This window comes from Xanthomonas sp. NCPPB 3761 (genome assembly GCF_041475705.2).
Classification (GTDB): Bacteria; Pseudomonadota; Gammaproteobacteria; order Xanthomonadales; family Xanthomonadaceae; genus Xanthomonas; species Xanthomonas phaseoli.
This window is the reverse complement of the sequence record NZ_CM191262.1, coordinates 3658882-3680965: the sequence shown is the minus strand read 5'-3', so window position 1 is coordinate 3680965 and position 22084 is coordinate 3658882. Positions and strand designations below refer to the sequence as shown.

Annotated in this window: 21 protein-coding genes and 1 pseudogene; 15 read left to right on the top strand and 7 right to left on the bottom strand. The window is 63.8% G+C overall.

Annotation, left to right across the window (positions count from 1 at the left end):
- Positions 1-1257: a type II secretion system F family protein gene (locus ACCQ00_RS15990; protein ID WP_039573972.1), complete on the bottom strand. Its 1257-nt coding sequence runs from the start codon at positions 1255-1257 to the stop codon at positions 1-3.
- Between the two features lie 354 nt (positions 1258-1611).
- On the opposite strand from ACCQ00_RS15990, the gene ACCQ00_RS15985 reads away from it, so the two are divergent.
- The 5 genes from ACCQ00_RS15985 to ACCQ00_RS15965 all read left to right on the top strand — a co-directional run bounded on the left by ACCQ00_RS15985 (position 1612) and on the right by ACCQ00_RS15965 (position 4990).
- Positions 1612-2052: a pilin gene (locus ACCQ00_RS15985; protein WP_039568292.1), complete on the top strand. Its 441-nt coding sequence runs from the start codon at positions 1612-1614 to the stop codon at positions 2050-2052.
- A 109-nt stretch (positions 2053-2161) separates the two neighbouring features.
- Positions 2162-2617, top strand: a complete 456-nt coding sequence (locus ACCQ00_RS15980) for a pilin (protein ID WP_039568290.1) — start codon at positions 2162-2164, stop codon at positions 2615-2617.
- A 64-nt stretch (positions 2618-2681) separates the two neighbouring features.
- Positions 2682-4418, top strand: coding sequence for a type IV-A pilus assembly ATPase PilB (pilB, locus tag ACCQ00_RS15975; protein ID WP_039568294.1), 1737 nt, complete (start codon positions 2682-2684; stop codon positions 4416-4418).
- A 244-nt stretch (positions 4419-4662) separates the two neighbouring features.
- Positions 4663-4782, top strand: a complete 120-nt coding sequence (locus ACCQ00_RS15970; RefSeq protein ID WP_039568289.1) for a hypothetical protein — start codon at positions 4663-4665, stop codon at positions 4780-4782.
- Between the two features lie 61 nt (positions 4783-4843).
- A complete protein-coding gene (locus ACCQ00_RS15965) occupies positions 4844-4990 on the top strand; it encodes a serine/threonine protein kinase (RefSeq protein ID WP_080948799.1) in 147 nt (48 codons plus the stop codon).
- A gap of 196 nt (positions 4991-5186) precedes the next feature.
- On the opposite strand, the gene ACCQ00_RS15960 is transcribed toward ACCQ00_RS15965, so the two are convergent.
- Complete coding sequence (locus ACCQ00_RS15960; protein WP_039568287.1) at positions 5187-6641, bottom strand: sigma-54-dependent transcriptional regulator; 1455 nt, start codon at positions 6639-6641, stop codon at positions 5187-5189.
- A gap of 270 nt (positions 6642-6911) precedes the next feature.
- Positions 6912-8525: a sensor histidine kinase gene (locus ACCQ00_RS15955; protein ID WP_039568284.1), complete on the bottom strand. Its 1614-nt coding sequence runs from the start codon at positions 8523-8525 to the stop codon at positions 6912-6914.
- 231 nt (positions 8526-8756) lie between these two features.
- Between ACCQ00_RS15955 and sucC the strand changes: the two genes are divergently transcribed.
- The 5 genes and pseudogenes from sucC (at position 8757) to ACCQ00_RS15930 (ending at position 13563) form a co-directional block, all read left to right on the top strand.
- Complete coding sequence (sucC, locus tag ACCQ00_RS15950; protein WP_039568282.1) at positions 8757-9926, top strand: ADP-forming succinate--CoA ligase subunit beta; 1170 nt, start codon at positions 8757-8759, stop codon at positions 9924-9926.
- 24 nt (positions 9927-9950) lie between these two features.
- Entirely contained in the window at positions 9951-10826 is an 876-nt protein-coding gene (gene sucD, locus ACCQ00_RS15945) for a succinate--CoA ligase subunit alpha (protein ID WP_005921370.1), read from the top strand.
- A gap of 410 nt (positions 10827-11236) precedes the next feature.
- Positions 11237-11464: pseudogene (locus ACCQ00_RS15940) on the top strand (hypothetical protein); the annotation flags it as partial.
- 64 nt (positions 11465-11528) lie between these two features.
- Positions 11529-11900 (top strand): endonuclease domain-containing protein, encoded by a 372-nt coding sequence (locus ACCQ00_RS15935; RefSeq protein ID WP_039571753.1) that lies wholly within the window; start codon positions 11529-11531, stop codon positions 11898-11900.
- Between the two features lie 22 nt (positions 11901-11922).
- Positions 11923-13563, top strand: a complete 1641-nt coding sequence (locus tag ACCQ00_RS15930) for an NAD+ synthase (RefSeq protein WP_039571756.1) — start codon at positions 11923-11925, stop codon at positions 13561-13563.
- Positions 13564-13581: 18 nt separating this feature from the next.
- Here ACCQ00_RS15930 and ACCQ00_RS15925 read toward each other — a convergent pair whose 3' ends face one another.
- A complete protein-coding gene (locus ACCQ00_RS15925) occupies positions 13582-14559 on the bottom strand; it encodes a glycoside hydrolase family protein (RefSeq protein ID WP_039571758.1) in 978 nt (325 codons plus the stop codon).
- 314 nt (positions 14560-14873) lie between these two features.
- Positions 14874-15755, bottom strand: a complete 882-nt coding sequence (locus ACCQ00_RS15920) for an outer membrane protein assembly factor BamD (RefSeq protein WP_039571762.1) — start codon at positions 15753-15755, stop codon at positions 14874-14876.
- 120 nt (positions 15756-15875) lie between these two features.
- Here ACCQ00_RS15920 and rluD point away from each other — a divergent pair, with 120 nt between their 5' ends.
- From rluD to ACCQ00_RS15900, 4 genes are read left to right on the top strand one after another with little or no spacing between them, the layout of a single operon-like run.
- Complete coding sequence (gene rluD, locus ACCQ00_RS15915) at positions 15876-16871, top strand: 23S rRNA pseudouridine(1911/1915/1917) synthase RluD (protein ID WP_039571765.1); 996 nt, start codon at positions 15876-15878, stop codon at positions 16869-16871.
- Position 16872: 1 nt separating this feature from the next.
- Positions 16873-17694, top strand: a complete 822-nt coding sequence (gene pgeF, locus ACCQ00_RS15910) for a peptidoglycan editing factor PgeF (protein WP_372353980.1) — start codon at positions 16873-16875, stop codon at positions 17692-17694.
- 2 nt (positions 17695-17696) lie between these two features.
- The gene (locus tag ACCQ00_RS15905; protein ID WP_039571770.1) at positions 17697-18221 is read left to right on the top strand and encodes a DUF4166 domain-containing protein; all 525 of its coding nucleotides are present in this window, start codon (positions 17697-17699) and stop codon (positions 18219-18221) included.
- On the top strand, positions 18208-18642 hold the full coding sequence (locus tag ACCQ00_RS15900; protein ID WP_039571773.1) for a thiol-disulfide oxidoreductase DCC family protein: 435 nt from the start codon (positions 18208-18210) through the stop codon (positions 18640-18642). The genes ACCQ00_RS15905 and ACCQ00_RS15900 overlap by 14 nt, the downstream gene beginning before the upstream one ends.
- 202 nt (positions 18643-18844) lie before the next feature.
- On the opposite strand, the gene ACCQ00_RS15895 is transcribed toward ACCQ00_RS15900, so the two are convergent.
- Positions 18845-20449: a methyl-accepting chemotaxis protein gene (locus ACCQ00_RS15895; RefSeq protein WP_369908171.1), complete on the bottom strand. Its 1605-nt coding sequence runs from the start codon at positions 20447-20449 to the stop codon at positions 18845-18847.
- Positions 20450-20715: 266 nt separating this feature from the next.
- Between ACCQ00_RS15895 and ACCQ00_RS15890 the strand changes: the two genes are divergently transcribed.
- Positions 20716-21803 (top strand): IS3 family transposase gene (locus tag ACCQ00_RS15890; RefSeq protein WP_099770632.1). Its coding sequence is split into 2 segments (ribosomal slippage): positions 20716-20968 and positions 20968-21803, totalling 1089 coding nucleotides; the frame shifts between segments, so codons are not numbered across the junction.
- On the opposite strand, the gene ACCQ00_RS15885 is transcribed toward ACCQ00_RS15890, so the two are convergent.
- Positions 21769-21954: a hypothetical protein gene (locus ACCQ00_RS15885; protein WP_369908170.1), complete on the bottom strand. Its 186-nt coding sequence runs from the start codon at positions 21952-21954 to the stop codon at positions 21769-21771. The two genes, ACCQ00_RS15890 and ACCQ00_RS15885, sit on opposite strands and share 35 nt — an antisense overlap.
- Positions 21955-22084: the final 130 nt, after the last annotated feature.

The window sequence follows — 22084 nt, the reverse complement described above, 5'->3', positions numbered from 1 at the left end:
TTATCCAACCACCGAGGCGAGCTTGAAGATGGGCAGGTACATGCCGATGACCATGCCGCCGACGATGGTACCAATGAACACCATGATCAGGGGTTCGATCAGGCTGCTGAGCGCATCGACCGCGTTGTTGACTTCCTGCTCGAAATACTCAGCCACCTTGAACAACATGGCATCCAGCGCGCCCGCTTCTTCGCCGATGGCGGTCATCTGCACCACCATGTGCGGAAACAGGTTGACCTGTTTCATCGCTACGTTGACCGGGTAGCCCACCGAGACGTCTTCGCGCATGCGCAGTACTGCTTTTTCGTAGACCGAGTTGCCTGTAGCACCGGCCACGATGCCCAGCGCCTCGACTAGCGGTACGCCGGCCTTGAATGTAACCGCCGTTGTCCGGGCGAATCTTGCAATTGAGCTGTTATGCATGATCTGGCCAATGATTGGCGCTTTTAGCACTAAACGGTCCATGCCATGTTGCATTGCTGGTGAACGTTTGTACGCGAAAACAGAACCGATTGCAGCGCCAATAAGTGCGAACAGCATCAGCCACCACCAAGACACCATAAAGCGAGACAGGTTGACGATCATCTGTGTGAAAGCAGGCAGCTCAGCGCCAAAGCCTTTGAAGACATCTTCAAATTGGGGGACCACCCAAACAAGCAGGATTGCACTGACCAACATCGCCACCGCCATTACCATGGCAGGGTAGAACAGGGCCTTCTTGATCTTGCCTTTTAGGGCTTCAAGGTTCTCTTTGTAAGTGGCGACGGTGTCGAGCACAGTTTCCAGTACGCCTGCGCCTTCGCCTGCTTTGACCAAATTCCGATAGAGCTCATCAAATTGCACCGGGTGCTTGCTTACGGCTTCGTAAAGCGATGCCCCGCCTTCGATATCTGTCCTGATCTGGCCAACCATTGTGCGCATGCGCGGATTTTTCTGGCCGCTACCAATGATCTCTAGCGCGCCGACAATCGGCACGCCCGATTTCATCATGGTTGCCATCTGTCGGCTGAAAAATGAAATGTCTTTTGCGGAGACCTTCTTTCCTGCAGCGCCGAATAGTGGCTTCGGCTTAACTTTCACAACGAGGGGGGTAATGCCCTGGCGTCGCAGCTCGGCACGCAGCAGATTTGCATTGCGGGCCGTTTGTTCGCCTTTCATCTTGACGCCGCGCTTGTCTGTTCCCTCCCAGATAAACGGGCTCATCTGCTCCGCCGGTGCGGCGGTCTTCGTCTTGACTGCGTTACGTACTGCTGACATGTGAATTCCCCATCCACCATCCCCAGGCGGATACCTGAAGGATGGTAACCCGTTACTGGATCGCTGGCACCTAATTTTCAGGTAGCAGATAGCTCCCCAACCGCCAGCCTGGACCTGACGTTCTGCGTCACCTAGTGACCCGCGAGGGCTCGGCAAGAAGTGGGTCGCAGTTCGCGTTTCTGCCTCTGTGCACCGCTGCGGTACTGCTGCATCATCTGATCCGGGAGCACTTTGACGGCGTGCAGAAAACTGGCACGCTTTCTGCTACAGGTACTCTGCACGTGGCACCTCGCTACGCGGCGCCCAAAGGGAGTGCTCCGTGGGCGAAGACATTAATTACTCTAGGGGATATTTATGAAGAAGCAACACGGTTTCACTCTGATCGAACTCATGATCGTCATCGCGATCATTGCAATCTTGGCCGCCATTGCACTGCCGCAGTACCAGAACTATGTCGCAAAGTCGCAGGTCACTGCTGGTCTGGCCGAGCTGAGCCCGGGCAAGACGCAGTACGAAACTCTTTTGAACGAAGGCAAGGGCTCGACGCTGACGACTGCTGATGCAGTTGGTCTGCAGGCCTCGTCGACCACCAATCGCTGTTCGACGATTACGGTGTTGGCTCCGGATGCTACAACCGGTGCGCAGACTAACGCTTTGAGCTGCACGCTGGCCGGTAGCCCGCGTATTGTTGGTAAGAAGATCACTTGGGCTCGTGATACCAACGGTGTTTGGACCTGCTCGACTGATATCGCGACTGGTGATAAGGCAAAGTTCGCTCCAGCTACCTGTCAGTAATATTTGAACCTCTCATTAAAAACCCCGACTTAGGTCGGGGTTTTTTTTGATCATTTCGCCGACTTTATCGTAACGGGTCCTAGTGAATTCGCAGCTGAGGGGAGCTGATATGCGGATTGAGTTCTTCGCCAATAAGGAGATTAAAGGCTTCACACTGATCGAATTGATGATTGTAATCGCTATAATCGCCCTGCTTGCTTCCATAGCGATCCCGCAATATCAGACCTACGTTGCCAAATCGCAGGTGGCAGCCGGCTTGGCCGAAGTCAGCCCCGGGAAGACGCGCTACGAGATTTTGGTCAATGACAGCGAGGGCAGCACACTAACTTCAGCCTCCGCAATTGGTTTGACTGCGACTGCTACCAGTCGATGCAGTGGCATTAGTGTGCTTGCACCTGATGCTAGTGGTGCTCAAGCACACGCTATAGATTGCACGTTGCGCGGCAATCCACGTGTCAATGGCGCCAAGCTCACGTGGGCCCGGGATGCAAATGGTATTTGGACATGCAGCACGGATTTGCCCCCGGTAGACAAAGATCGCTTCGCTCCTGCATCATGCCGCTAGTTTGTCTCGTGTTAGAGCTTGGTGGCTGTATTTTTGGTCTGACATGGGCCACTCGGAAACAATGATGAATAGCGCCGTGACCGCAAATTTGGTGGGAATTACGGGCATCGCGCGCCGTCTGGTACAGGACGGCGCTGTCGAAGAGGCAGTTGCGCGATCTGCGATGGATCAGGCATCTGCGGCAAAAGTTCCTCTGCCGCAATGGTTTGCTGAGAAGAAGTTGGTCACTGCTTCCCAGCTCGCCGCTGCTAATGCGGTCGAGTTCGGTATGCCGCTGCTGGATGTGTCGGCGTTCGACGCCAGCCAAAACGCGGTCAAGCTGGTGAGTGAGGAACTACTCCAGAAGCACCAAGTCCTGCCGCTGTTCAAGCGCGGCAACCGGCTGTTCGTGGGGGTGAGCAATCCGACCCAGACCCGGGCGCTGGATGACATCAAGTTCCACACGAACTTGGTAGTTGAGCCCATCCTTGTGGATGAAGATCAGATCCGTCGCACCCTGGAGCAATGGCAGGCCAGCAATGCTGCACTGGGCTCCGCGCTCGGTGACGACGAGGAGGGCATGGGGGATCTCGACGTCTCGGCCGGCGACGAGGACATGGGCGCCGGCGGGGATTCCGGGGTCGATGCCAAGGGCGACGACACGCCGGTGGTGAAGTTCGTCAACAAGGTGCTGGTGGATGCGATCAGGCGGGGAGCCTCGGACATCCATTTCGAGCCGTATGAAGACGATTACCGGGTGCGCTTGCGCATCGACGGCTTGCTCAAGAACGTGGCCAAGGCGCCGGTGAAGCTGAATCAGCGCATCGCAGCGCGCCTGAAGGTGATGTCGCAGCTGGATATCGCCGAGAAGCGGGTGCCGCAGGATGGGCGCATCAAGCTCAACCTGTCCAAGACCAAGCAGATCGACTTCCGTGTCAGTACCTTGCCGACCCTGTTCGGTGAGAAGGTGGTGCTACGTATCCTGGACGGCAGCGCGGCCAAGCTGGGTATCGACAAGCTGGGCTATGAGGCGGACCAGCAGAAGTTGTTCCTGGAAGCGATCCACAAGCCGTACGGGATGGTACTGGTGACCGGGCCGACTGGCTCGGGCAAGACGGTCTCGCTGTACACGGCGCTGGGTATCCTCAATGACGAGACGCGCAATATCTCCACTGCGGAAGACCCGGTCGAAATCCGCTTGCCTGGTGTCAACCAGGTGCAGCAGAACAACAAGCGTGGCATGACCTTCGCCGCAGCCTTGCGCTCGTTCCTGCGACAGGATCCGGACATCATCATGGTCGGCGAAATCCGCGACCTGGAGACCGCCGAGATCGCGATCAAGGCGGCCCAGACCGGTCACATGGTGCTGTCGACGTTGCACACCAACGATGCGCCACAGACCATTGCGCGTCTGATGAACATGGGCATCGCGCCGTACAACATCACCTCGTCGGTGACCCTGGTCATCGCGCAGCGGCTGGCGCGGCGCTTGTGCAACAACTGCAAGCGCAAGTCGACGCTGCCTGATAACGCATTGCTGGCCGAAGGATTCACGCCTGCCCAGCTTGCCGCCGGGATCGAGCTGTATGAGGCGGTTGGCTGCGACGAGTGCACCGAAGGCTACAAGGGGCGGACCGGTATCTACCAGGTGATGCCGATGACCGACGAGATCAGTGCGATCGTGCTGGAAGGCGGCAATGCAATGCAGATCGCCGAGGCCGCGCAGGCGATCGGTATCCGAGATTTGCGTCAATCGGCGCTGATGAAGGCTGCGAATGGGGTCACCAGCCTGGCAGAGATCAACCGGGTCACCAAGGACTAAAAGGCCCTCATCCGCCCTCCGGGCATCTTCTCCCGCAAGCGGGAGAAGAGGGCTGCACTGCGATGCAGATCGCCGATGCAGCGCAGAAGATCGGTATCGGCGATTTGCGCCAGTCGGCGTTTGATGAGGGCTGCGCATTGGGTCACCAGCCTTGCCGAGATCAATCGTGTGACGAAGGACTAAGCGCCCTCATCCGCCCTCCGGGCACCTTCTCCCGCAAGCGGGAGAAGAGGGCTGCACTGCGATGCAGGTCGCCGATGCAGCACAGAAGATCGGTATCGGCGATTTGCGGCAGTGGGCGTTGATGACGGCTGCGCATTGGGTGACCAGCCTGGCCGAGATCAATCGTGTGACGAAAGACTAAGCGCCCTCATCCGCCCTTCGGGCACCTTCTCCCGTAAGCGGGAGAAGAGGTCTGTACTGCGATGCAGATCGCCGATGTAGCGCATAAGATCGGTATCGGCGATTTGCGCCAGTCGGCGTTGATGAGGGCTGCGCATTGGGCGACCGGCCTGGCGCAAATCAATCGAGTAACCAAGGACGAAGGGCTGGGAATCGGGATTAGGGATTAGGGATGAGGGAATTGGAACAGCTGGCGGACCCGTACGGTCCAGGCTGTTTTGTCTGGACAACAGCGTCGAGCATTGCAGCCGACGACCGGGAGCTGACGCATGAGCCGGTCCATCGCAGTGTCTCCCACACAGGCCATCGAGGCCGGCAACTGCGCTTTTACGATTCCCGATTCCCCACTCCCGATTCCCTGCTCTGCTACTCCATCCCCAGCTTCTTCAGCTTGTAACGCAGCGCCCGAAACGTGATGCCCAACTGCGCAGCAGTCTTGGTCTTGTTCCAGCGGTTTTCTTCCAGCGCCTTCTGGATCGCGGCGCGTTCCAGTTGCTCGATGTAGGACGGCAGCGCGGCCGAGGCGGGGTCGATGTCGACCACGGCTTCGCGCGGTTCGGCCGCGGCGCCTCCTGGGGGGGCGGCCAAACGGTGGCCGCCGTGCGCGGGCAGGCGCAGGTCGGTAGCGCTGATCTGGTCGTCTTCGGCCAGGGCCAGGGCGCGTTCGAGGATGTTTTCCAGTTCGCGCACGTTGCCGGGGAAGCCGTAGTGATTCAATGCGTCGAGCGCCGATTGGGTCAGCAGCGGAATGGGGCGGCCGTGGCTGTGTGCCAGCCGCGCGATGATGGCCGCGGCCAGCTGCGGCAGGTCGCCACCGCGTTCGCGCAGCGGCGGCACACGCAACTCGATCACGTTGATGCGGTAGTACAGGTCATGCCGAAAGCGGCCGTCGGAGACCAGGTCGCCCAGATCCTTGTGGGTGGCCGAGAGGATGCGCACATCCACCAGCGATTCGCTGGATGCGCCGACCGGTCGCACCGACTTTTCCTGGATGGCGCGCAGCAGCTTGACCTGCATTTGCAACGGCAATTCGGCCACTTCGTCCAGGAACAAGGTGCCGCCGTGCGCGGCCTGGAACAGCCCGGGCTTGTCGGCATGCGCGCCGGTGAAGCTGCCTTTCTTGTGGCCGAAGAATTCGCTTTCCATCAGCTCGGCGGGAATGGCGCCGCAGTTGACCGGCACGAACGGGCCGGCGGCGCGTGCGCCTTGTTCGTGGATGGTACGTGCGACCAGCTCCTTGCCCACGCCCGATTCGCCGACGATGTAGACCGGCGCCTGGCTGCGCGCCACCTTGCCGATGGTGGCGCGCAGGCTTTCCATGGCGCTGGAGTCGCCAAGCAGGCGGCTGGCCTGTTCCGGTGGCGGCGGTGGCGGAGCGGGGCGGTCGCGGTTGTTCAATTCCAGCGCGTGCTTGACCAGGCCGCGCAGCACGCCGATGTCGACCGGCTTGCTGACGAAATCGAAGGCGCCGGCTTTCAGCGCTTCCACGGCCAGGTCCATGCTGCCGAAGGCGGTGATCATCGCCACCGGCGTCTGCGGATAGTGTTTTGCGATTTCGGTGACCAGTTCGATGCCGTTGCCGTCTGGCAACCGCATGTCGGTCAGGCACAAATCGTAGGGATTGTTGGCCAGCAACTCGCGCGCCTCGGCCAGGTTGGCAGCGGTGCTGATGCGCAGGCCCATGCGGCCCAGGGTGAGAACAAGCAACTCGCGGATATCACGCTCGTCATCGACAACCAGGGCGCTTTTGGGTTCGTTCATGGGACGCACGATAGCCCAGCGTGATGATGGTCGACAATTGTCGAGCGGGTCGCCGCCCAACCGTTCACCTGCTGCGCGGGCGCATCGTTGCGGTTTTCAGCACGTTTGCAAGGCGCCGATGCCAGTCGGCGATGCGGGGCTGTAGATGTGCTGCGTCGCCAAACGCGTCTGCATACGAAAGCCTTGCTTGCGCAGGCCCGCAAGCCCTGCAAGCCAACTACCGCATGGCGTTTGCGTCTTCGCCAATTGCAACGGTCTGCTATCGATCACGCTGCTCGCTCTGCTCGTTATTGTCACATCAGGCATCCCGCTCGACCGATCGCCAGGTCCTTACTTGCCGAGCAATCCGTTGGGTCCTTGCAACGAAATCCGGAAGCACGCGCCGCCGCCGGGGACCGAGACGTAGTCCAGTTGCGCCTGGTTGGCGCGGCAGAGTTCCTGGGCGATGTACAGGCCCAGGCCGGTGCCATGCTCGGAGGTGGTATAGAACGGGCGGAACAGTTGTGCCGCCACCGCTTCCGGAATGCCTGGACCGCGGTCGATCACATCGATCACTGCCATGCGCTCGAGGCGCTCGACGTGCAGCTTGACCCGTGCCGGTTCGTCCATCACCCGGCCGTACTTGAGTGCGTTGTGCACCAGCGCGGTGAGGATCTGATGCAGGTGCTTGGGGTCGACCAACGCATGCACGGAGCTGCCCTGGATGCTGGCCTCCAGGATGTCGGTTTCCATCGACAAGGTCTGGCGGTATTCGACCACGAAGCGGCGTACAAATGCGGCCAGGTCTAGATTGTCCGGGGTGGCCCGTTCCCGGCGCGCCAGTGCGAGCACGCTCTCGACGATGCCGTTGGTGCGCTGGCATTGCTGGTGGATGATCTGCAGCAGGCGGCGGTCGGCATCGCCGATGTCCGGCGACTCCTCCAGCAACTGCGAGGCGTAGCTGATGGCGGCCAGCGGGTTGCGGATCTCGTGCGCCAGGCTGGCCGAGAAACGCCCCATGGCCGACAGGGTCAGCGACTCGGCGCGGCGCGATACCACGGTGGCATCGTCCAGAAACACCAGCACCAGATCGCTGTCGGCGAGCAGGCGCACGAAGCGCGGCTGCACTTCCGGGCGGTCGGCGCCGAGTTGCAGCGGGGCTTCTTCCTGGCGCCAGCCGCTACGCCAGCGCTGCAGCCGGCGCGCCAGTTCCGGGGTGAGCGCCACCAGCGACAGGTCGGTGGACGGGGGCCGTTGGTCGCCATCGCCCAGCAAGCTCAGCGCCGCTTCGTTGGCCAACGAGATGTGGTTGTGGGTATCCACCACCAGCACGCCGGTGCGCATGCGCCGGATGATCAGTTCGTTGATCTCGTACAGATTGGCGACCTGGGCGCCGCGTTCTTCGGCCAGCATCTGGTTGCGACGGGCGCGGGCGGCGATTTGTTCGCAGATGAAGGCCACCGCGACGTAGCTGGTGGCAAACATCGCAAGCTCGGCCACCGGCCGGGTGGCGCCGCCGCCTTCGAGCAGGGTCCACAGGTATTCCAGCAGGATGGCGGCGCTGGCGAGCACCGCGATGCTCATGCCGTAGCGCAGCCGCAGCAGGATCGAGGCGGCCGCCACGTTGAACAGCAGCATCATCGCGATCCCGGCGCTGGCACCGGGCAGGGCGTGCGTGGCCAGGGTAGCGGCAAGGATATCGGCCACTACCGCGCACAGCACGGTGGGGGTGAGGCGACGTTCGCCGCGGCCCCAGAACAGCAGCGGGATCGCCATGCTCAGGTAGCCGATCGCCACGCCGGCGGCCAGGCGCGGGTAGCGCGGCTCGGGGATGGCGTCGGACAAGGGGCTGAACACCAGTGCGGCGATCAGGCCGGCCACCAGCACCCGGTACAGCGAGAAAAAGTACAGCTCGCGCTGCGGCGCGGACTGGATCCGGGCGATGAGCGATGCGATGGATGCCAAGCCGATTCCCCGCTGGAGCGAGCCGCGAGTATAGGCAGGTGCGCGGTCTGCGCAGCGCTTGCGCACAGAGTCGGCCGGCGCGCAAGCGCTGCGATCGGGCGGCCAATCCCGTCGAATTTTGCGCCGCACGGCGTGGTCGGCCACAATAGGCGGCCCGTTCGCGTCCCATGACGTGCCGCCCCGGCGGTCTGCGTTGCACGCAGCGGTCGTTTCCTTTTCCCACGGTGACGCATGAATTTCCACGAATACCAGTCAAAACAGCTGCTTGCCGAGTACGGCATCCCCGTTCCGGCCGGCAAGGTCGCGGCGACCCCGGACGAAGCGGTTGAAGTCGCCAATTCCCTGGGCCAAGGCCCCTGGATGGTGAAGGCGCAGATCCACGCGGGCGGCCGCGGCAAGGCTGGCGGCGTCAAGTTCTGCAAGACCACCGACGACGTGAAGGCCGCAGCCGCCAAGATGCTCGGCACCAAGATGTCGACCTACCAGACCGCCGGCGTCGAGCTGCCAATCAACCTGGTGCTGGTGACCACCGCCGGCGAGATCGTCAAGGAGCTGTACCTGTCGATCCTGGTCGACCGCGGCACCAAGACCATCACATACATCGCCTCCAGCGAGGGCGGCGTGGAGATCGAGCAGGTCGCGGCCGAAACCCCTGAGCTGATCCACGCGCTCAATGTGGATTTCGTCGAAGGCGTGCAGGGCTACCACGGCCGCGATTTCGGCTTCAAGCTCGGCCTGAACGCCAAGCAGGCCGGCCAGTTCGCCAGCATCATGGTGAACCTGTATCGCCTGTTCAACGAAAAGGATCTGGCGCTGGTTGAAATCAACCCGCTGGCGATCCTGGACGACGGCAACCTGTACGCGCTGGACGGCAAGTTCGACAGCGACGACAACGCCGCGTTCCGTCAGAAGCAGCTGGTCGCCATGCGCGACAAGACGCAGGAAGACGAAACCGAAGTGACCGCGTCGGAGCTGGACATCAACTACGTCACCATGGACGGCAACATCGGTTGCATGGTCAATGGCGCAGGCCTGGCCATGGCCACCATGGACGTGATCAAGCTCAATGGCGGCGAGCCGGCGAACTTCCTGGACGTGGGCGGCGGTGCGAACAAGCAGCGCGTCATCGAGGCGTTCAAGCTGATCCTGTCCTCGGACAAGGTCGAAGGCATCTTCGTCAACATCTTCGGCGGCATCGTCCGCTGCGACATGATCGCCGAAGGCATCATCGCCGCGGTCAAGGAAGTGGGCGTCAAGGTTCCGGTCGTGGTGCGCCTGGAAGGCACCAACGTGGAAGAAGGCAAGCAGCTGCTGCGCGACAGCGGCATGGCCATCATCCCGGCCGACAACATCAACGACGGTGCCAAGAAAGTCGTTGAAGCTGTCAAGAACGCCGCCTGATCCACGACACCGAAGGAATTATCCATGTCCGTTTTGATTAACAAGAACACCAAGGTGATCGTGCAGGGCTTTACCGGCCAGCAGGGCACCTTCCACGCCACCCAGATGGTCGAGTACGGCACCCAGGTCGTCGGCGGCGTGACGCCCGGCAAGGGCGGCACCACCCATATCAACCTGCCGGTGTTCAACACCGTCGCCGATGCGGTCGAGGCCACCGGCGCCGACGCCTCGGTGATCTACGTGCCGCCGCCGTACGCGGCCGATGCGATCCTGGAAGCGGCTGCGGCCGGCATCAAGGTCATCGTCTGCATCACCGAAGGCATCCCGGTGCTGGACATGCTGCGCGTCAAGAACGTGCTAACCCGCTCGCATCCGGACACCGTGCTGATCGGGCCGAACTGCCCCGGCGTGATCACCCCGGGCGAATGCAAGATCGGCATCATGCCGGGCCACATCCACAAGCCGGGCAAGATCGGCATCGTGTCGCGCTCGGGCACGCTGACCTATGAAGCGGTCAAGCAGACCACCGAGGTCGGCCTGGGCCAGTCCACTTGCATCGGCATCGGCGGCGACCCGATCAACGGCCTGAACTTCGTCGACTGCCTCAAGCTGTTCAACGAAGACCCGCAGACCGAAGGCATCATCATGGTCGGCGAGATCGGCGGCGACGCCGAGGAGGCCGGTGCCGAGTACATCAAGAACCACGTCAAGAAGCCGGTCGTCGGCTTCATCGCCGGTGCCTCGGCGCCAGCCGGCAAGCGCATGGGCCACGCCGGTGCGATCGCGTCCGGTGGCAAGGGCACGGCCGAAGGCAAGTTCGCGGCGATGGAAGCCGCTGGCGTCAAGACCGTCCGTTCGCCGGGCGATCTGGGTGCGGCGATCGCAGCGCTGGTGAAGTAAGCACGCCCCGCGCGCAAGCGTGTGAGCGTCAGAGAGGCCGCCTTCGGGCGGCCTTTTTTGTTGTTGGTGCGCGGGAGCTTGCCCTCATCCGCCCTTCGGGCACCTTCTCCCGCAGGCGGGAGAAGGGAGTGACGAGCGCAGGTGTGAGCGTTGGGGCAATAAGAGCTGCAGCTTTGCAGTATCGGCACCGGCACCGGCACCGGCACAAACACCAGCAACACCACCACCACCACCACCACCACCAACACCAACACCAACACCAACACCAGCAGCATCAACACCAGCAGCATCAACACCAGCAGCATCAACACCAACACCAGCAGCATCACCAGCAGCATCACCAGCAGCATCACCAGCAGCATCACCAGCAGCATCACCAGCATCACCAGGGCCACCAGGGCCACCAGGGCCACCAGCAGCGCCACCAGCACTAGCACCACCAGCACTAGCACCACCAACACCAGCACCAGCAGCACCAGCAGCAGCAGCAGAAGCAGCAGAAGCAGCAGAAGCAGAAGCAGAAGCAGAAGCAGAAGCAGACCGATCCACCGCCTGCCTTTCGTCTTGGATTTCCCCTCTCCCGCTTGCGGGAGAGGGGCAGGGGTGAGGGCGGCTTTCCCCACACTCCCCGACGGCCGCAGCCGATAGCGATCCGTGGCGCTCCACACCAAGCTGTGAGCTCCCCAGACCTGGGAGCTTCTGATGCGCACCGGTGAGAAGATCCGCTTTGCAAAAACCTTGCGGCGCGAGATGACCGCTGCCGAGCATTTGCTTTGGTACCGCCTGCGCGATCGGCGGCTGTTGGGATTCAAGTTCCGCAGGCAGTGTCCGGTCGGCCCGTATGTCGCCGATTTCGCTTGCCTGGAACGGGCGCTGATCGTCGAACTTGACGGCAGCCAACACCTGGATGCGTCCTGCGATGCCGCGCGCGAGGCCTTCCTGCACCGAAAAGGCTTCCAGCTGCTGCGCTTCTGGAATAATGAAGTGCTGGTGCGCACCGACGCTGTCTGCGACGCGATTGCGCGACGGCTATGTGTTGCCCGCTTCTCTCTTCCTCCTTCCGGCGTTCGGTAGGAATCTGCAAAAGGCTGCCGATATGTCCCAGACCCTCCGCATCGCCATGGCCCAGTTCGACTTCCCGGTCGGCGGCGTGACGCAGAATACCGATCGCATCATCGAATACATCGCAGCGGCGCGCGACGAGTTCGAGGCCGACATCGTGCTGTTTCCCGAATTGGCGATCAGCGGGTATCCGCCGGAAGACTTGCTGTTACGGCCGGGATTCCTCGCTCATTGCGAACAGGCGTTGGCACGGATTGCGGCGGCCACGCGCGGCATCGTGGCGGTGGTCGGCTGGCCGCAAAGCGCCGGCAGCGTGGTCTACAACGCCGCCAGCGTGTTGCGCGACGGGCGGATCGAAGCCACCTACCGCAAGCGCGAACTGCCCAACTATGCGGTGTTCGACGAGCGTCGGTATTTCGACGTGGACCCGGATGGCGAGAACTGCGTGGTCACGGTCAAGGGCGTGCAGGTGGGCGTGGTGATCTGCGAAGACCTCTGGTTCGCCGAGCCGTTGGCCAACACGGTGCGGGCAGGCGCGGAGTTGGTGTTGGTGCCCAATGCCTCGCCCTACGAGCGTGGCAAGCATGCGCAACGCGATGCCTTGCTGGCCGAACGCACCCGCGAGAGCGGGGCCGCGATTGCCTATCTCAACGTCGTGGGTGGGCAGGATGCACTGGTGTTCGATGGCGCCTCGGTGGTTGCCGATGGCGACGGCACCGTGCATCCCGCCGCGGCAGCGTTCGTGGACCAGTGGCTGGTGGTGGACTACGCGGCCGGCGAGCGCAGCTTCACGCCGGTGGTATGGGTGGATGACGGCGACGAGAGCATGGACGCGCTGGCCTGGCGCGCGGTGGTGCGCGGGCTGCAGGACTATTGCCGCAAGAACGGCTTCAGCAAGGTCTGGCTGGGCCTGTCCGGCGGAATCGATTCGGCATTGGTGTTGGCGATGGCGGTGGATGCGCTGGGCGGCGACAACGTGACCGCCGTGCGGCTGCCGTCGCGCTATACCGCCAATCTGTCCAACGACCTGGCCGACGAGCAATGCCGTGCGCTGGGCGTGAAGCTGGAGACCATCGCGATCGAGCCGGCGTTCGAAGGCCTGCTCGGCGCGCTGGGGCCGATGTTCGAAGGTACCCAGCCGGACATCACCGAAGAAAACCTGCAGTCGCGCAGCCGTGGCGTGATCCTGATGGCGCTGTCGAACAAGTTCGGCGGGCTGGTGCTGACCACCGGCAACAAGAGCGAATACGCAGTGGGCTACGCCACCATCTATGGCGATATGTGCGGTGGCTATGCGCCGCTCAAGGACCTGTACAAGACGGAGGTGTTCGGCCTGGCGAAATGGCGCAACACCGTCGGCGGCGCACCGGTGATTCCGCCGGCGGTGATCGCGCGCCCGCCGTCGGCTGAGTTGCGCGACAACCAGACCGACCAGGATTCGCTGCCGCCGTACGATGTGCTCGACGGCATCCTGTATCGCTACGTCGATCAGGAGCAGTCGCGCGACGACATCGTTGCGGCCGGCTACGCGGCCGATACCGTCGAGCATGTGCTGCGCCTGGTGCGGCTCAATGAGTGGAAGCGCCATCAGTCCGCGCCCGGGCCCAAAGTGTCGCGGCGTGCATTCGGTCGCGAACGGCGCTATCCGATCACCAACGGGTATCGCGGGCAGTAATTCGAACGGCGAATCCGGTCACTCGGCTGACGCAGTGGTTGCCGCTGCGCTGGCTGGCGGCTGGGCGAACCGCGTGAGCAGATCCAGGGGCGGTTTTGGTCGGGCCAGGTCGTACATCAGGCCAAAGTGGCCTTCAGGCCCCTGGATGGTGGCCTGGTCCAGTAATTCGTAGACATTCACCTCGGCCACCACGTCGGCATAGTTGTCACGCACATTGCGCAACAGCTGCGCCAGGCTGTCGTAACAGCCACGGTCACCTGCGCTGCCGCCAGTGGTGCTGCCTGTATAGATCTCCGCACAGTTCAGCTCGTTGAAGAACACCGGGGTGTTGTAGGTGCGCGCGGCAGTGCGCAGCTGGCCCAGATACAGGTCCGTCCAATAGCCGGCATCCTGGTAGAAAGCGTAGTAGTGGAAGCTGATGTGGTCGAAGTTGAAGCCGGCCGCTTTGGCCTTTGCCAAAAACCACAGGGAGCCGTTGCGATCGCCCGGGCAGCGCGCGTTGGCGCTGCGATCGTCGCTATTGCAGGCGGTGATGTTGATGGTGAAGCGCAGGCCGGCGCCCAGTTCGTCGGACGCCTGGCGCATGCCCAGATACATCGTGGTCATTGCGGCGATGCGGGTATCGGCTTCGGCGCGCACCAGATCCTGTTCGTTGCCGATTTCCCAGACCTTGATGTCTGCCGCATAGTGGCGTGCCAGCTGGTAACCGATCTCGCGCGACATCGGGTAGACCATCGGGCGCAGGGTGATGCCGTACTTGCGCGCCAAGGGAACGAGCGCATCCAGCGTTGCGTAATCGCGCGGATCGATATCGAACCGGTAGCTGCGCAGGTTGCGCGCTGCCAGCAGTTTGAAGCGTGCCTCGGCCTGGGTCATGGCATAGCCGGGGCGGCTGTCGTGGGCGTTGACGCCATAGACGATGGGGGCTGCGGTGGCGCTGGCGGTCACGGCCGTCAGCCAGAGCATGAGCAGCAAAGCGATGAGGGCACGAGACATGCGGCTTCCTTGGCTGGCGCTCGCAGGCAGTCGGAACTGGTTCGGGATGAGTATAGACAGCAGGCCCGGGGGCATTAGGTGACCTGGGGCCGGTTCCAGGCAGATGCCGGCTCCGGCAAGGTTCCAGGATGCGCGCACAGGCTCCGGCAATGCGTTTGCGCGCAGGGCAAGCGACTGCACGCCGCAGGTGCGTTAGCGGCGGCAATCGCCGCCGTGTCGTCGTCGGTGTTGCACGTGCGGTGCTGCCGTCAGCATCGCCGCAACAAAAAAGAGGCCTTTCGGCCTCTTTTCGGTCATTCGCTGCGCCTGATATCTCAGTCGCGATTCATCTGCGAATTTTTTTGCCCGGTCGCGGCGGACTTTTCGCCGGCAAACGGGTTGAGCTTGCGGATGGCCCACGGGTATTTCGGCCAGTTGCCGGTCAGCCACGGGTGCTGCGGGTCGTTGAGCTCCAGCACGCGGCGTGCGTCGGCTGCCAAGGTCTTGTTGCCCAGGTGTGTGTAGGCCTCGGCCAGCACCGCGACCGCGTCGTACTGGAAGGCGCTCTGCGGATAGGTTTCGAGCAGGTAGTTGGCACGGCCGGCGGCCGACACCCAGGCATCGCGGCGCAGGTAGTACAGCGCGTTGTCCAATTCATGCTGGGCGAAGATGTCGCGCAGCTCGATCATCCGCTTGCGTGCGTCGGCGGCGTAACGGCTGTTCGGGTAGCGATCGGTGACGGTATTGAAATCGTTGTAGGCCTGCTGCGGCGAAGACAGGTCGCGGCGGCTCGGGTCCAGCGACCACACGCGGCGCAGGAACACCGTGTCGCGGTTGCTGTTGGCCAGCCCGCGCAGGTAGTACAGATACGAGATGTTGCGGTGCGTCGGGTAGGTCCGGATGAAGCGGTCGACGCTGGAGACGGCGTCGTCATGCTTACCGGCCTTGTATTGGGCGTAGGCGGTTTCGATCATCGCCTGCTCGGTGTACGGGCCATACGGGTACTGGGCGATCAGCCGCTTGTAGCTGGCTTCGGCGCCGGCCCAGTTGCCTTTCTCCATCAGGTTATGACCCTTGCCGTAGAGCTGCTCGACCGGCATGCCCTCGTCGGGATTCTTGTCCTTGGCGCCGCGGTGGCAGCCGGTGACGACGAACGCCATGACCAGCATGAGGGCAATCAGGCGCGCAGGCGCGGAAAACGTGGACCGTCGGATCATGGGTCTGGGCAGGACGCATCAGGAAAACGAAAGGGCGATGATAGCCTAGTGGCCTGTCCGGCGACTGACTCCTGCTGCCCGGACCCTCAAATTCCCGTTTTTGCCCGAGTACCCGTGTCCATGTCCGACCCTTCTGCCGACCCCGCCGACCCGTCCATTCGTCAGGCCGTCGTGCCCGACAGCGCCGCAGGACGGCGTTTCGACGCGGTGCTGGCCGAACTGTTCCCCGAATTCTCGCGCTCGCGGTTGTCGGAGTGGATCAAGTCCGGCGACGCGCTGCTGGACGGCGAAATGGCGCGCCCGCGCGACACCTTGCGCGGCGGCGAGAACGTGCAGCTGCAGGTGGTGCTGGAAACCCAGACCCACGCCGCGCCGCAGGACATCCCGCTGAGCGTGCTGTACGAAGACGAGCAGGTACTGGTGATCGACAAGCCGGCCGGCCTGGTGGTGCATCCGGGCGCCGGCAACCCGGACGGCACCCTGGTCAATGCGCTGCTGTTCCGCGACCCGGCGCTAGCCTCGGTGCCGCGCGCCGGGGTGGTGCATCGCCTGGACAAGGACACCAGCGGCGTCATGGTGGTGGCGCGCACCGTGCAGGCGCAGACCGCGCTGGTGGAGCAGCTGTCCGCGCGCGAGGTGCATCGCCAGTATCTGGCCGTGGTGGTGGGCGCGCTGGTCTCCGGCGGCACCGCCAATGCCCCGATCGACCGCCACCCGCGCGACCGGCTGAAGATGGCGGTGCGCGACGACGGCCGCGATGCGGTCACCCATTACCGCCTGCGCGAGCGCTTCCGTGCGCACACCGCGCTGGAATGCCGGCTCGAAACCGGGCGTACCCACCAGATCCGCGTGCACATGGCGCACCTGAAATCGCCGATCGTCGGCGATCCGCTGTACGGCGGCGCGCTCAAGCTGCCCAAGGGCGCCACCGATGAGCTGGTGCATGAACTGCGCACCTTCAAGCGCCAGGCGCTGCACGCCGAAACCCTGGAATTCCTGCATCCGGTCAGCGGCGAGCCGGTCCGCGCCAGCGCGCCGGTGCCGGCCGATCTGCAGCGCCTGATGACCGTGCTGCGCGAAGACAGCGCACGCGCCGCCCAGCTGGCACGCCGCTGAGATGTCCCAGGCTGCGCCTTTCATCCTGCCGGCCGACTGGCCGGCGCCACCGCGCATCCGTGCGCTGACCACGCTGTGTCACGGCCTGGGCGGCTCGCTGGCGCCGTTCGACACGCTCAACCTTGGCAACCGCAACAGCGCCGAAGGCGATGTGCCCGAGCAGGTGGAGCGCAACCGGGCACTGCTGGCCGCGGCACTGCAGCTGCCGAGCTCGCCGCAGTGGTTGCGGCAGGTGCACGGCGTGGACGTGGTGCGGCTGGATGCACCGCCCACGGCACCCGATTCCACCGACCGCGCGGCGGATCTGCCGCCAGGGGCGCACGAACCGGTTGCCGATGCTGCTGTGACTTCGGTGCCTGGCGTGGTACTGGCAATCCTCACGGCCGATTGCCTGCCGGTCGTGTTCGCTGCCGTCGATGGCAGCGAGGTCGCTGCTGCGCATGCCGGTTGGCGCGGGCTGGCCGACGGTGTGCTGGAGCGCAGCGTGGCGGCGATGCGGACGCCACCGCAACGTCTGGTGGCCTGGCTGGGTCCAGCCGCGGGGCCTCAGGCGTATGAAATCGGCGAGGACGTGTTCGGCGCCTTCGTTGCGCACGATGCACAGGCGCAACACGCGTTTGTCGCCACGCGTCCGGGGCACTGGCGGGTGGATCTGTATGCGTTGGCACGTCAGCGGCTGCAGCGGGCCGGTGTGCCGGCCGATGCGGTCCATGGCGGCGGGTTGTGCACCATTTCCGAGCCGCAGCGGTTCTTCTCGCATCGCCGCGATCGCCGCGATCGCCGCAGCGGACGCATGGCCACGTTGGCCTGGATCGCGCCCTGAGCGTGCCGTTGTTCGCACAGGTGCTGGGGCAGGCCGCGTTCGCGCAACTGCCTGCGCCGGTGCGCGCGCTGCATTCGGTGCAGCAGCGGCAGACCTTCGCCGGCCGGGCGAGGATTGAACGCGGCGCGCATGCGCTGGTCCCGCTACTGGCGTTGCTGAGCCGTTTGCCGCGCAGTGGCGAGGTGGCGGTGGAAGTGGATTTTCTGACCGACGCGCACGGCGAGCGCTGGCATCGGCGTTTTGACGGCATGCCGATGCATTCGCGGCTATGGCGCCATGGCGACCGCTTGCGCGAACACCTGGGCGCGGTGCGCTTTGAATTTTCGCTGCAGGCCGATGCGCAATCGTTGTATTGGCAAGCCACCGGCGTGTGGGCGTTCGGGATGATTCGGTTGCCTGCCCGCTGGTTCCGGCAGGTGCGCTGCCGCGAGCATGCCGACGGCGGCCGTTACGGGTTTCTGGTGGACGTGCAGTTGCCGCTGGTAGGACCGTTCATTCGTTATGAGGGCTGGCTTGAACCGCGCTGATCAATCGCCTGTCGCGCCGCCTGCGGCGCAGGCCACCATCGTCTTCGATGGCGTGTGCCTGCTCTGCAATGGCTGGGTCAAATTCCTGCTGCGCCACGATCGGCGTGGGCGCTATCGCTTTGCCGCCATGCAGGGGCAAGCCGGGCGCGCACTGTTGCAGCAGCACGGCCTGGACCCGGACGACCCTTTGTCGTTTCTCCTGGTGGACGCCACCGGTGCCTGGACCGATAGCGACGCGATCGTGCGCGTGCTTGCGGGATTGGGCGGGCTCTGGCGGCTGAGTGGGGCGCTGCGCCTGGTCCCGCGTCGCGTGCGCGATCTCGGCTACCGGCTGATCGCACGCAATCGTTACCGCTGGTTCGGTCGCAGCGATCACTGCCTGCTGCCCACGCCCGAGCAGCACGCGCGGTTTCTGGACTGACGCAGTGCGCCCGGCATCGGGGCACTGGCCTGAGGTGCGCTGCATCGCATTGCGATGCAATTCAATGCGAACCTACGCCGGGACGAGGCGATGCGGCGCATCGCTCGGCTGCCCTCAGCAGCGCAGCTGTTGATGGATGGCATTTCCGCCCAAACCCGGTCGCGCCCGGGTGCGCTCCTACGAATCGCTGCGCATGCCGGGCTTATGCCGCGTTGTGGAAGCTGGCGCGCGCGAGGTTGGAGGTGCCCGGGCGGGTGTCGGATTGCAGGCGGAAGATCGAGACCGCATCGGCCAGTTCCACCGCCTGTTCTTCCAGGCTGCGCGCGGCGGCGGTGGCTTCTTCCACCAGCGCGGCGTTGCGTTGGGTGACCTCGTCCAACTGCGCGACCGTGCGGTTGACCTGCTCGATGCCACTGGACTGCTCGGCGCTGGCCGAGGTGATCTCGCTCATGATGTCGGTGACGTGTTTGACCGAGCCGACGATCTCGCGCATGGTCGCGCCGGCGCGGTGCACCAGGCCCGAACCCAGCTCCACCTTGTCGGTGGAGTCGGCGATCAGCGTCTTGATTTCCTTGGCTGCATCGGCCGAGCGCCGCGCCAGGGCACGCACTTCCGAGGCGACCACCGCAAAACCGCGGCCCTGTTCGCCGGCACGTGCGGCTTCCACTGCGGCATTGAGTGCCAGGATGTTGGTCTGGAACGCGATGCCGTCGATCACCCCGATGATCTCGCCGATCTTGCGCGAGGCGGTGCTGATCTGGCCCATGGTGGCGACCACCTCGTCCATCACCTGGCCGCCGCTCTGCGCCACGTCGCCGGTGCCGACGACCAGGCGATTGGCCTGCAGCGCGCTCTCGGCGTTCTGCTTCACGGTGGAGGTGAGTTCTTCCATCGAGCTGGCGGTTTCTTCCAGATTGGCCGCCTGTTGCTCGGTGCGCTCGGAAAGATCCATGTTGCCGGCGGCGATTTCCACCGCGGCCTGGCGGATGGTGTCCGACGCGGTCTGGATGCCGCCGATGATCTCGGTCAGGCGGGTGACGGTCTGGTTGGTGTCGTCGCGCAAGCGCGCGAAGATACCGTGCGCATCGCCATCCACACGCTGGGTGAAGTCGCCCTCGGCCAGCGCACCGATCACGCGCGCCAGTGCGGCCAGGTGGGTTTCCACCGAGTCGTAGATGCGGTTGATGCCCTGTGCCAGGGTCAGCAGCACACCGTCCATGCCGTCGATCTGCATGCGGCGGCTGAAATCGCCGGCGGAGGCGGCGTCGATGATCTGGATCAGTCCCTGCTCGGCATTGACCTGCGCGGTGACGTCCATCCACTGCGCGATGGTGCCGAGCTTGGTGCCGTCGGCGGCGATGATCGGGCTGTACACGAAGTCGATCTGGCGGCCGAAGAACGGCGCACGCACGGCCTTGGAGGCATTCAACGCGCGCATGCGGTCGATCGCGGCCTGGCTGTCGGGATAGATGTCGCCGATGCTGCCGCCGACGAAGCCTTCGGCATGGAAGCTGGGACGGAAGCTCTGTACATCCGGCTCGATCAGCTTGAGCATGGCGAGCAGTTTGCGGTTGGCAAACAGCACCTGGCCATCGTCGTCGGCGATGCGGATCATGGTGTCCAGATCGTCCAGCGCCTTGATCACGAACTGGCCATGGCGCAGGCCTTGCTCCATCACGTCGATGCGGATGGCGAGCTTGTCCTGGGCATCCTGCAACGCATGCAGCAACGGCGCGAGGTCGCCGGAGGCGTTGCGCAGGTCCAGCCGCTGGGTGCGTCCTTCGCCGATCGCCACCGCCGCGCGCATTGCCTGCTGCAACTGGCCGTCGTGACGCCGGCGCGACCACCACCAGAGCCCGGCGCTTGCCGCGCCCAACACCAGCAGGGCGGGCAGCACGCGTCCGAGTCCGCTCAGGAAGCCGCCGGGTACCAGCGTGGCGGCATAGCAGGCCAGCAACGCCAGCAGCGCGATATGTGCAGCGGCGGGCAGCCATGCGGTCCAGGGGTAATCCCCCCGCCCATTAGCAGACGCCAGAAGTGGAATTTTCTCGTATCCTTTCTCGAGGAGGTTCCATGAAGAAGTCCCGCTTTACCGACAGCCAGATCATCGCCGTGCTCAAGCAGGCCCAGGCCGGTGCGCCCGTGCCGGAGCTGTGCCGCGAGCACGGCATCAGCTCGGCCACGTTCTACAAGTGGCGCAGCAAGTTCGGCGGCATGGACGTGTCCATGGTCGCGCGCATGAAGGAGCTGGAGGAGGAGAACCGCCGGCTCAAGAAGATGTACGCCGAGGCGCAGCTCAGTACCGACCTGCTGAAGGAAGCGCTCGCAAAAAAATGGTGAGGCCATCTCAGCGACGCGAGATGGCCCAATCGGCGGTCACGAGCGGGCGCACGAACATCCGCCACGCCTGCCAGGCCTTCGCGGTGAGCCAGACCTGCTTCCGCTACCAGGCCAAGGCCAGCGAGCAGAACGCCCGGATCGCCGACTGGCTGATCCGGTTGACGACCGCCCATCGCGACTGGGGCTTTGGCCTGTGCTACCTGTACCTGCGCAACGTGAAGGGCTTTGGCTGGAATCACAAGCGGGTCTACCGGATCTACCGCGAGCTGGAGTTGAACCTGCGGATCAAGCCGAGGAAGCGGCTGGTGCGTGAGCGGCCCGAGCCTCTGGCGGTGCCGGAGGCTATCAACCAGGTCTGGTCGATGGACTTCATGCACGACCAGTTGGCCGACGGCCGCAGCTTCCGGCTGTTCAATGTGCTCGACGACTTCAATCGCGAGGGGCCGGGGATCGAGGTGGATCTGTCGCTGCCGTCAGCCCGTGTGATCCGATCGCTGGAGCAGATCATCGAGTGGCGCGGCAAGCCCGCCGTGATCCGCTGCGACAACGGCCCTGAATACATCAGTGGCGCGTTGCTGTCCTGGGCGCAGCGGCATGGTATCCGGGTCGAGCACATCCAGCCGGGCAAGCCACAGCAGAACGCCTACGTTGAACGCTACAACCGCACCATCCGCTACGCCTGGCTCGCCCAAACCCTGTTCGACACCATCGACCAGGTGCAGGACAAAGCCACCCGCTGGCTATGGACGTACAACCACGAGCGTCCGAATATGGCGCTCGGCGGCATCACGCCTGCCATGAAGTTGGCGATGGCCGCTTAGCTCCACTTCTGGCGACCGCTAGAAGTGGGGGGATTACCCAGGTAGCGCGCGCAACGTGCCGACCGGCAGGCGGTTGGGCAACGGGGGCGGCATCGTGTGCAAGCGACATAGGCTGAGTCCAGCTGGGTGATCTGAGAAGGGGGAGCGGTATCGGCAGTCCATGGCCCGCAATGGTGGTATCGGCGGCTGAGTCCGAATCATGATGATGTGAAGGCGCCGTTCGTCGGAATGTGGCAACCAAGTCCCGAAATGGCGGGATATCATTGATATGGAAGCGATTT

Coding starts and splice junctions, on each gene's coding strand:
- pgeF (WP_372353980.1), top strand. CDS start 16,873: ATGTCCCAGGCTGCGCCTTTCATCCTGCCGGCCGACTGGCCGGCGCCA.
- ACCQ00_RS15985 (WP_039568292.1), top strand. CDS start 1,612: ATGAAGAAGCAACACGGTTTCACTCTGATCGAACTCATGATCGTCATC.
- ACCQ00_RS15980 (WP_039568290.1), top strand. CDS start 2,162: ATGCGGATTGAGTTCTTCGCCAATAAGGAGATTAAAGGCTTCACACTG.
- rluD (WP_039571765.1), top strand. CDS start 15,876: ATGTCCGACCCTTCTGCCGACCCCGCCGACCCGTCCATTCGTCAGGCC.
- sucD (WP_005921370.1), top strand. CDS start 9,951: ATGTCCGTTTTGATTAACAAGAACACCAAGGTGATCGTGCAGGGCTTT.
- ACCQ00_RS15925 (WP_039571758.1), bottom strand. CDS start 14,559: ATGTCTCGTGCCCTCATCGCTTTGCTGCTCATGCTCTGGCTGACGGCC.
- ACCQ00_RS15970 (WP_039568289.1), top strand. CDS start 4,663: ATGCAGGTCGCCGATGCAGCACAGAAGATCGGTATCGGCGATTTGCGG.
- ACCQ00_RS15895 (WP_369908171.1), bottom strand. CDS start 20,449: ATGCGCGCGGCGGTGGCGATCGGCGAAGGACGCACCCAGCGGCTGGAC.
- ACCQ00_RS15935 (WP_039571753.1), top strand. CDS start 11,529: ATGCGCACCGGTGAGAAGATCCGCTTTGCAAAAACCTTGCGGCGCGAG.
- ACCQ00_RS15920 (WP_039571762.1), bottom strand. CDS start 15,755: ATGATCCGACGGTCCACGTTTTCCGCGCCTGCGCGCCTGATTGCCCTC.
- ACCQ00_RS15930 (WP_039571756.1), top strand. CDS start 11,923: ATGTCCCAGACCCTCCGCATCGCCATGGCCCAGTTCGACTTCCCGGTC.
- ACCQ00_RS15990 (WP_039573972.1), bottom strand. CDS start 1,257: ATGTCAGCAGTACGTAACGCAGTCAAGACGAAGACCGCCGCACCGGCG.
- pilB (WP_039568294.1), top strand. CDS start 2,682: ATGAATAGCGCCGTGACCGCAAATTTGGTGGGAATTACGGGCATCGCG.
- sucC (WP_039568282.1), top strand. CDS start 8,757: ATGAATTTCCACGAATACCAGTCAAAACAGCTGCTTGCCGAGTACGGC.
- ACCQ00_RS15965 (WP_080948799.1), top strand. CDS start 4,844: ATGCAGATCGCCGATGTAGCGCATAAGATCGGTATCGGCGATTTGCGC.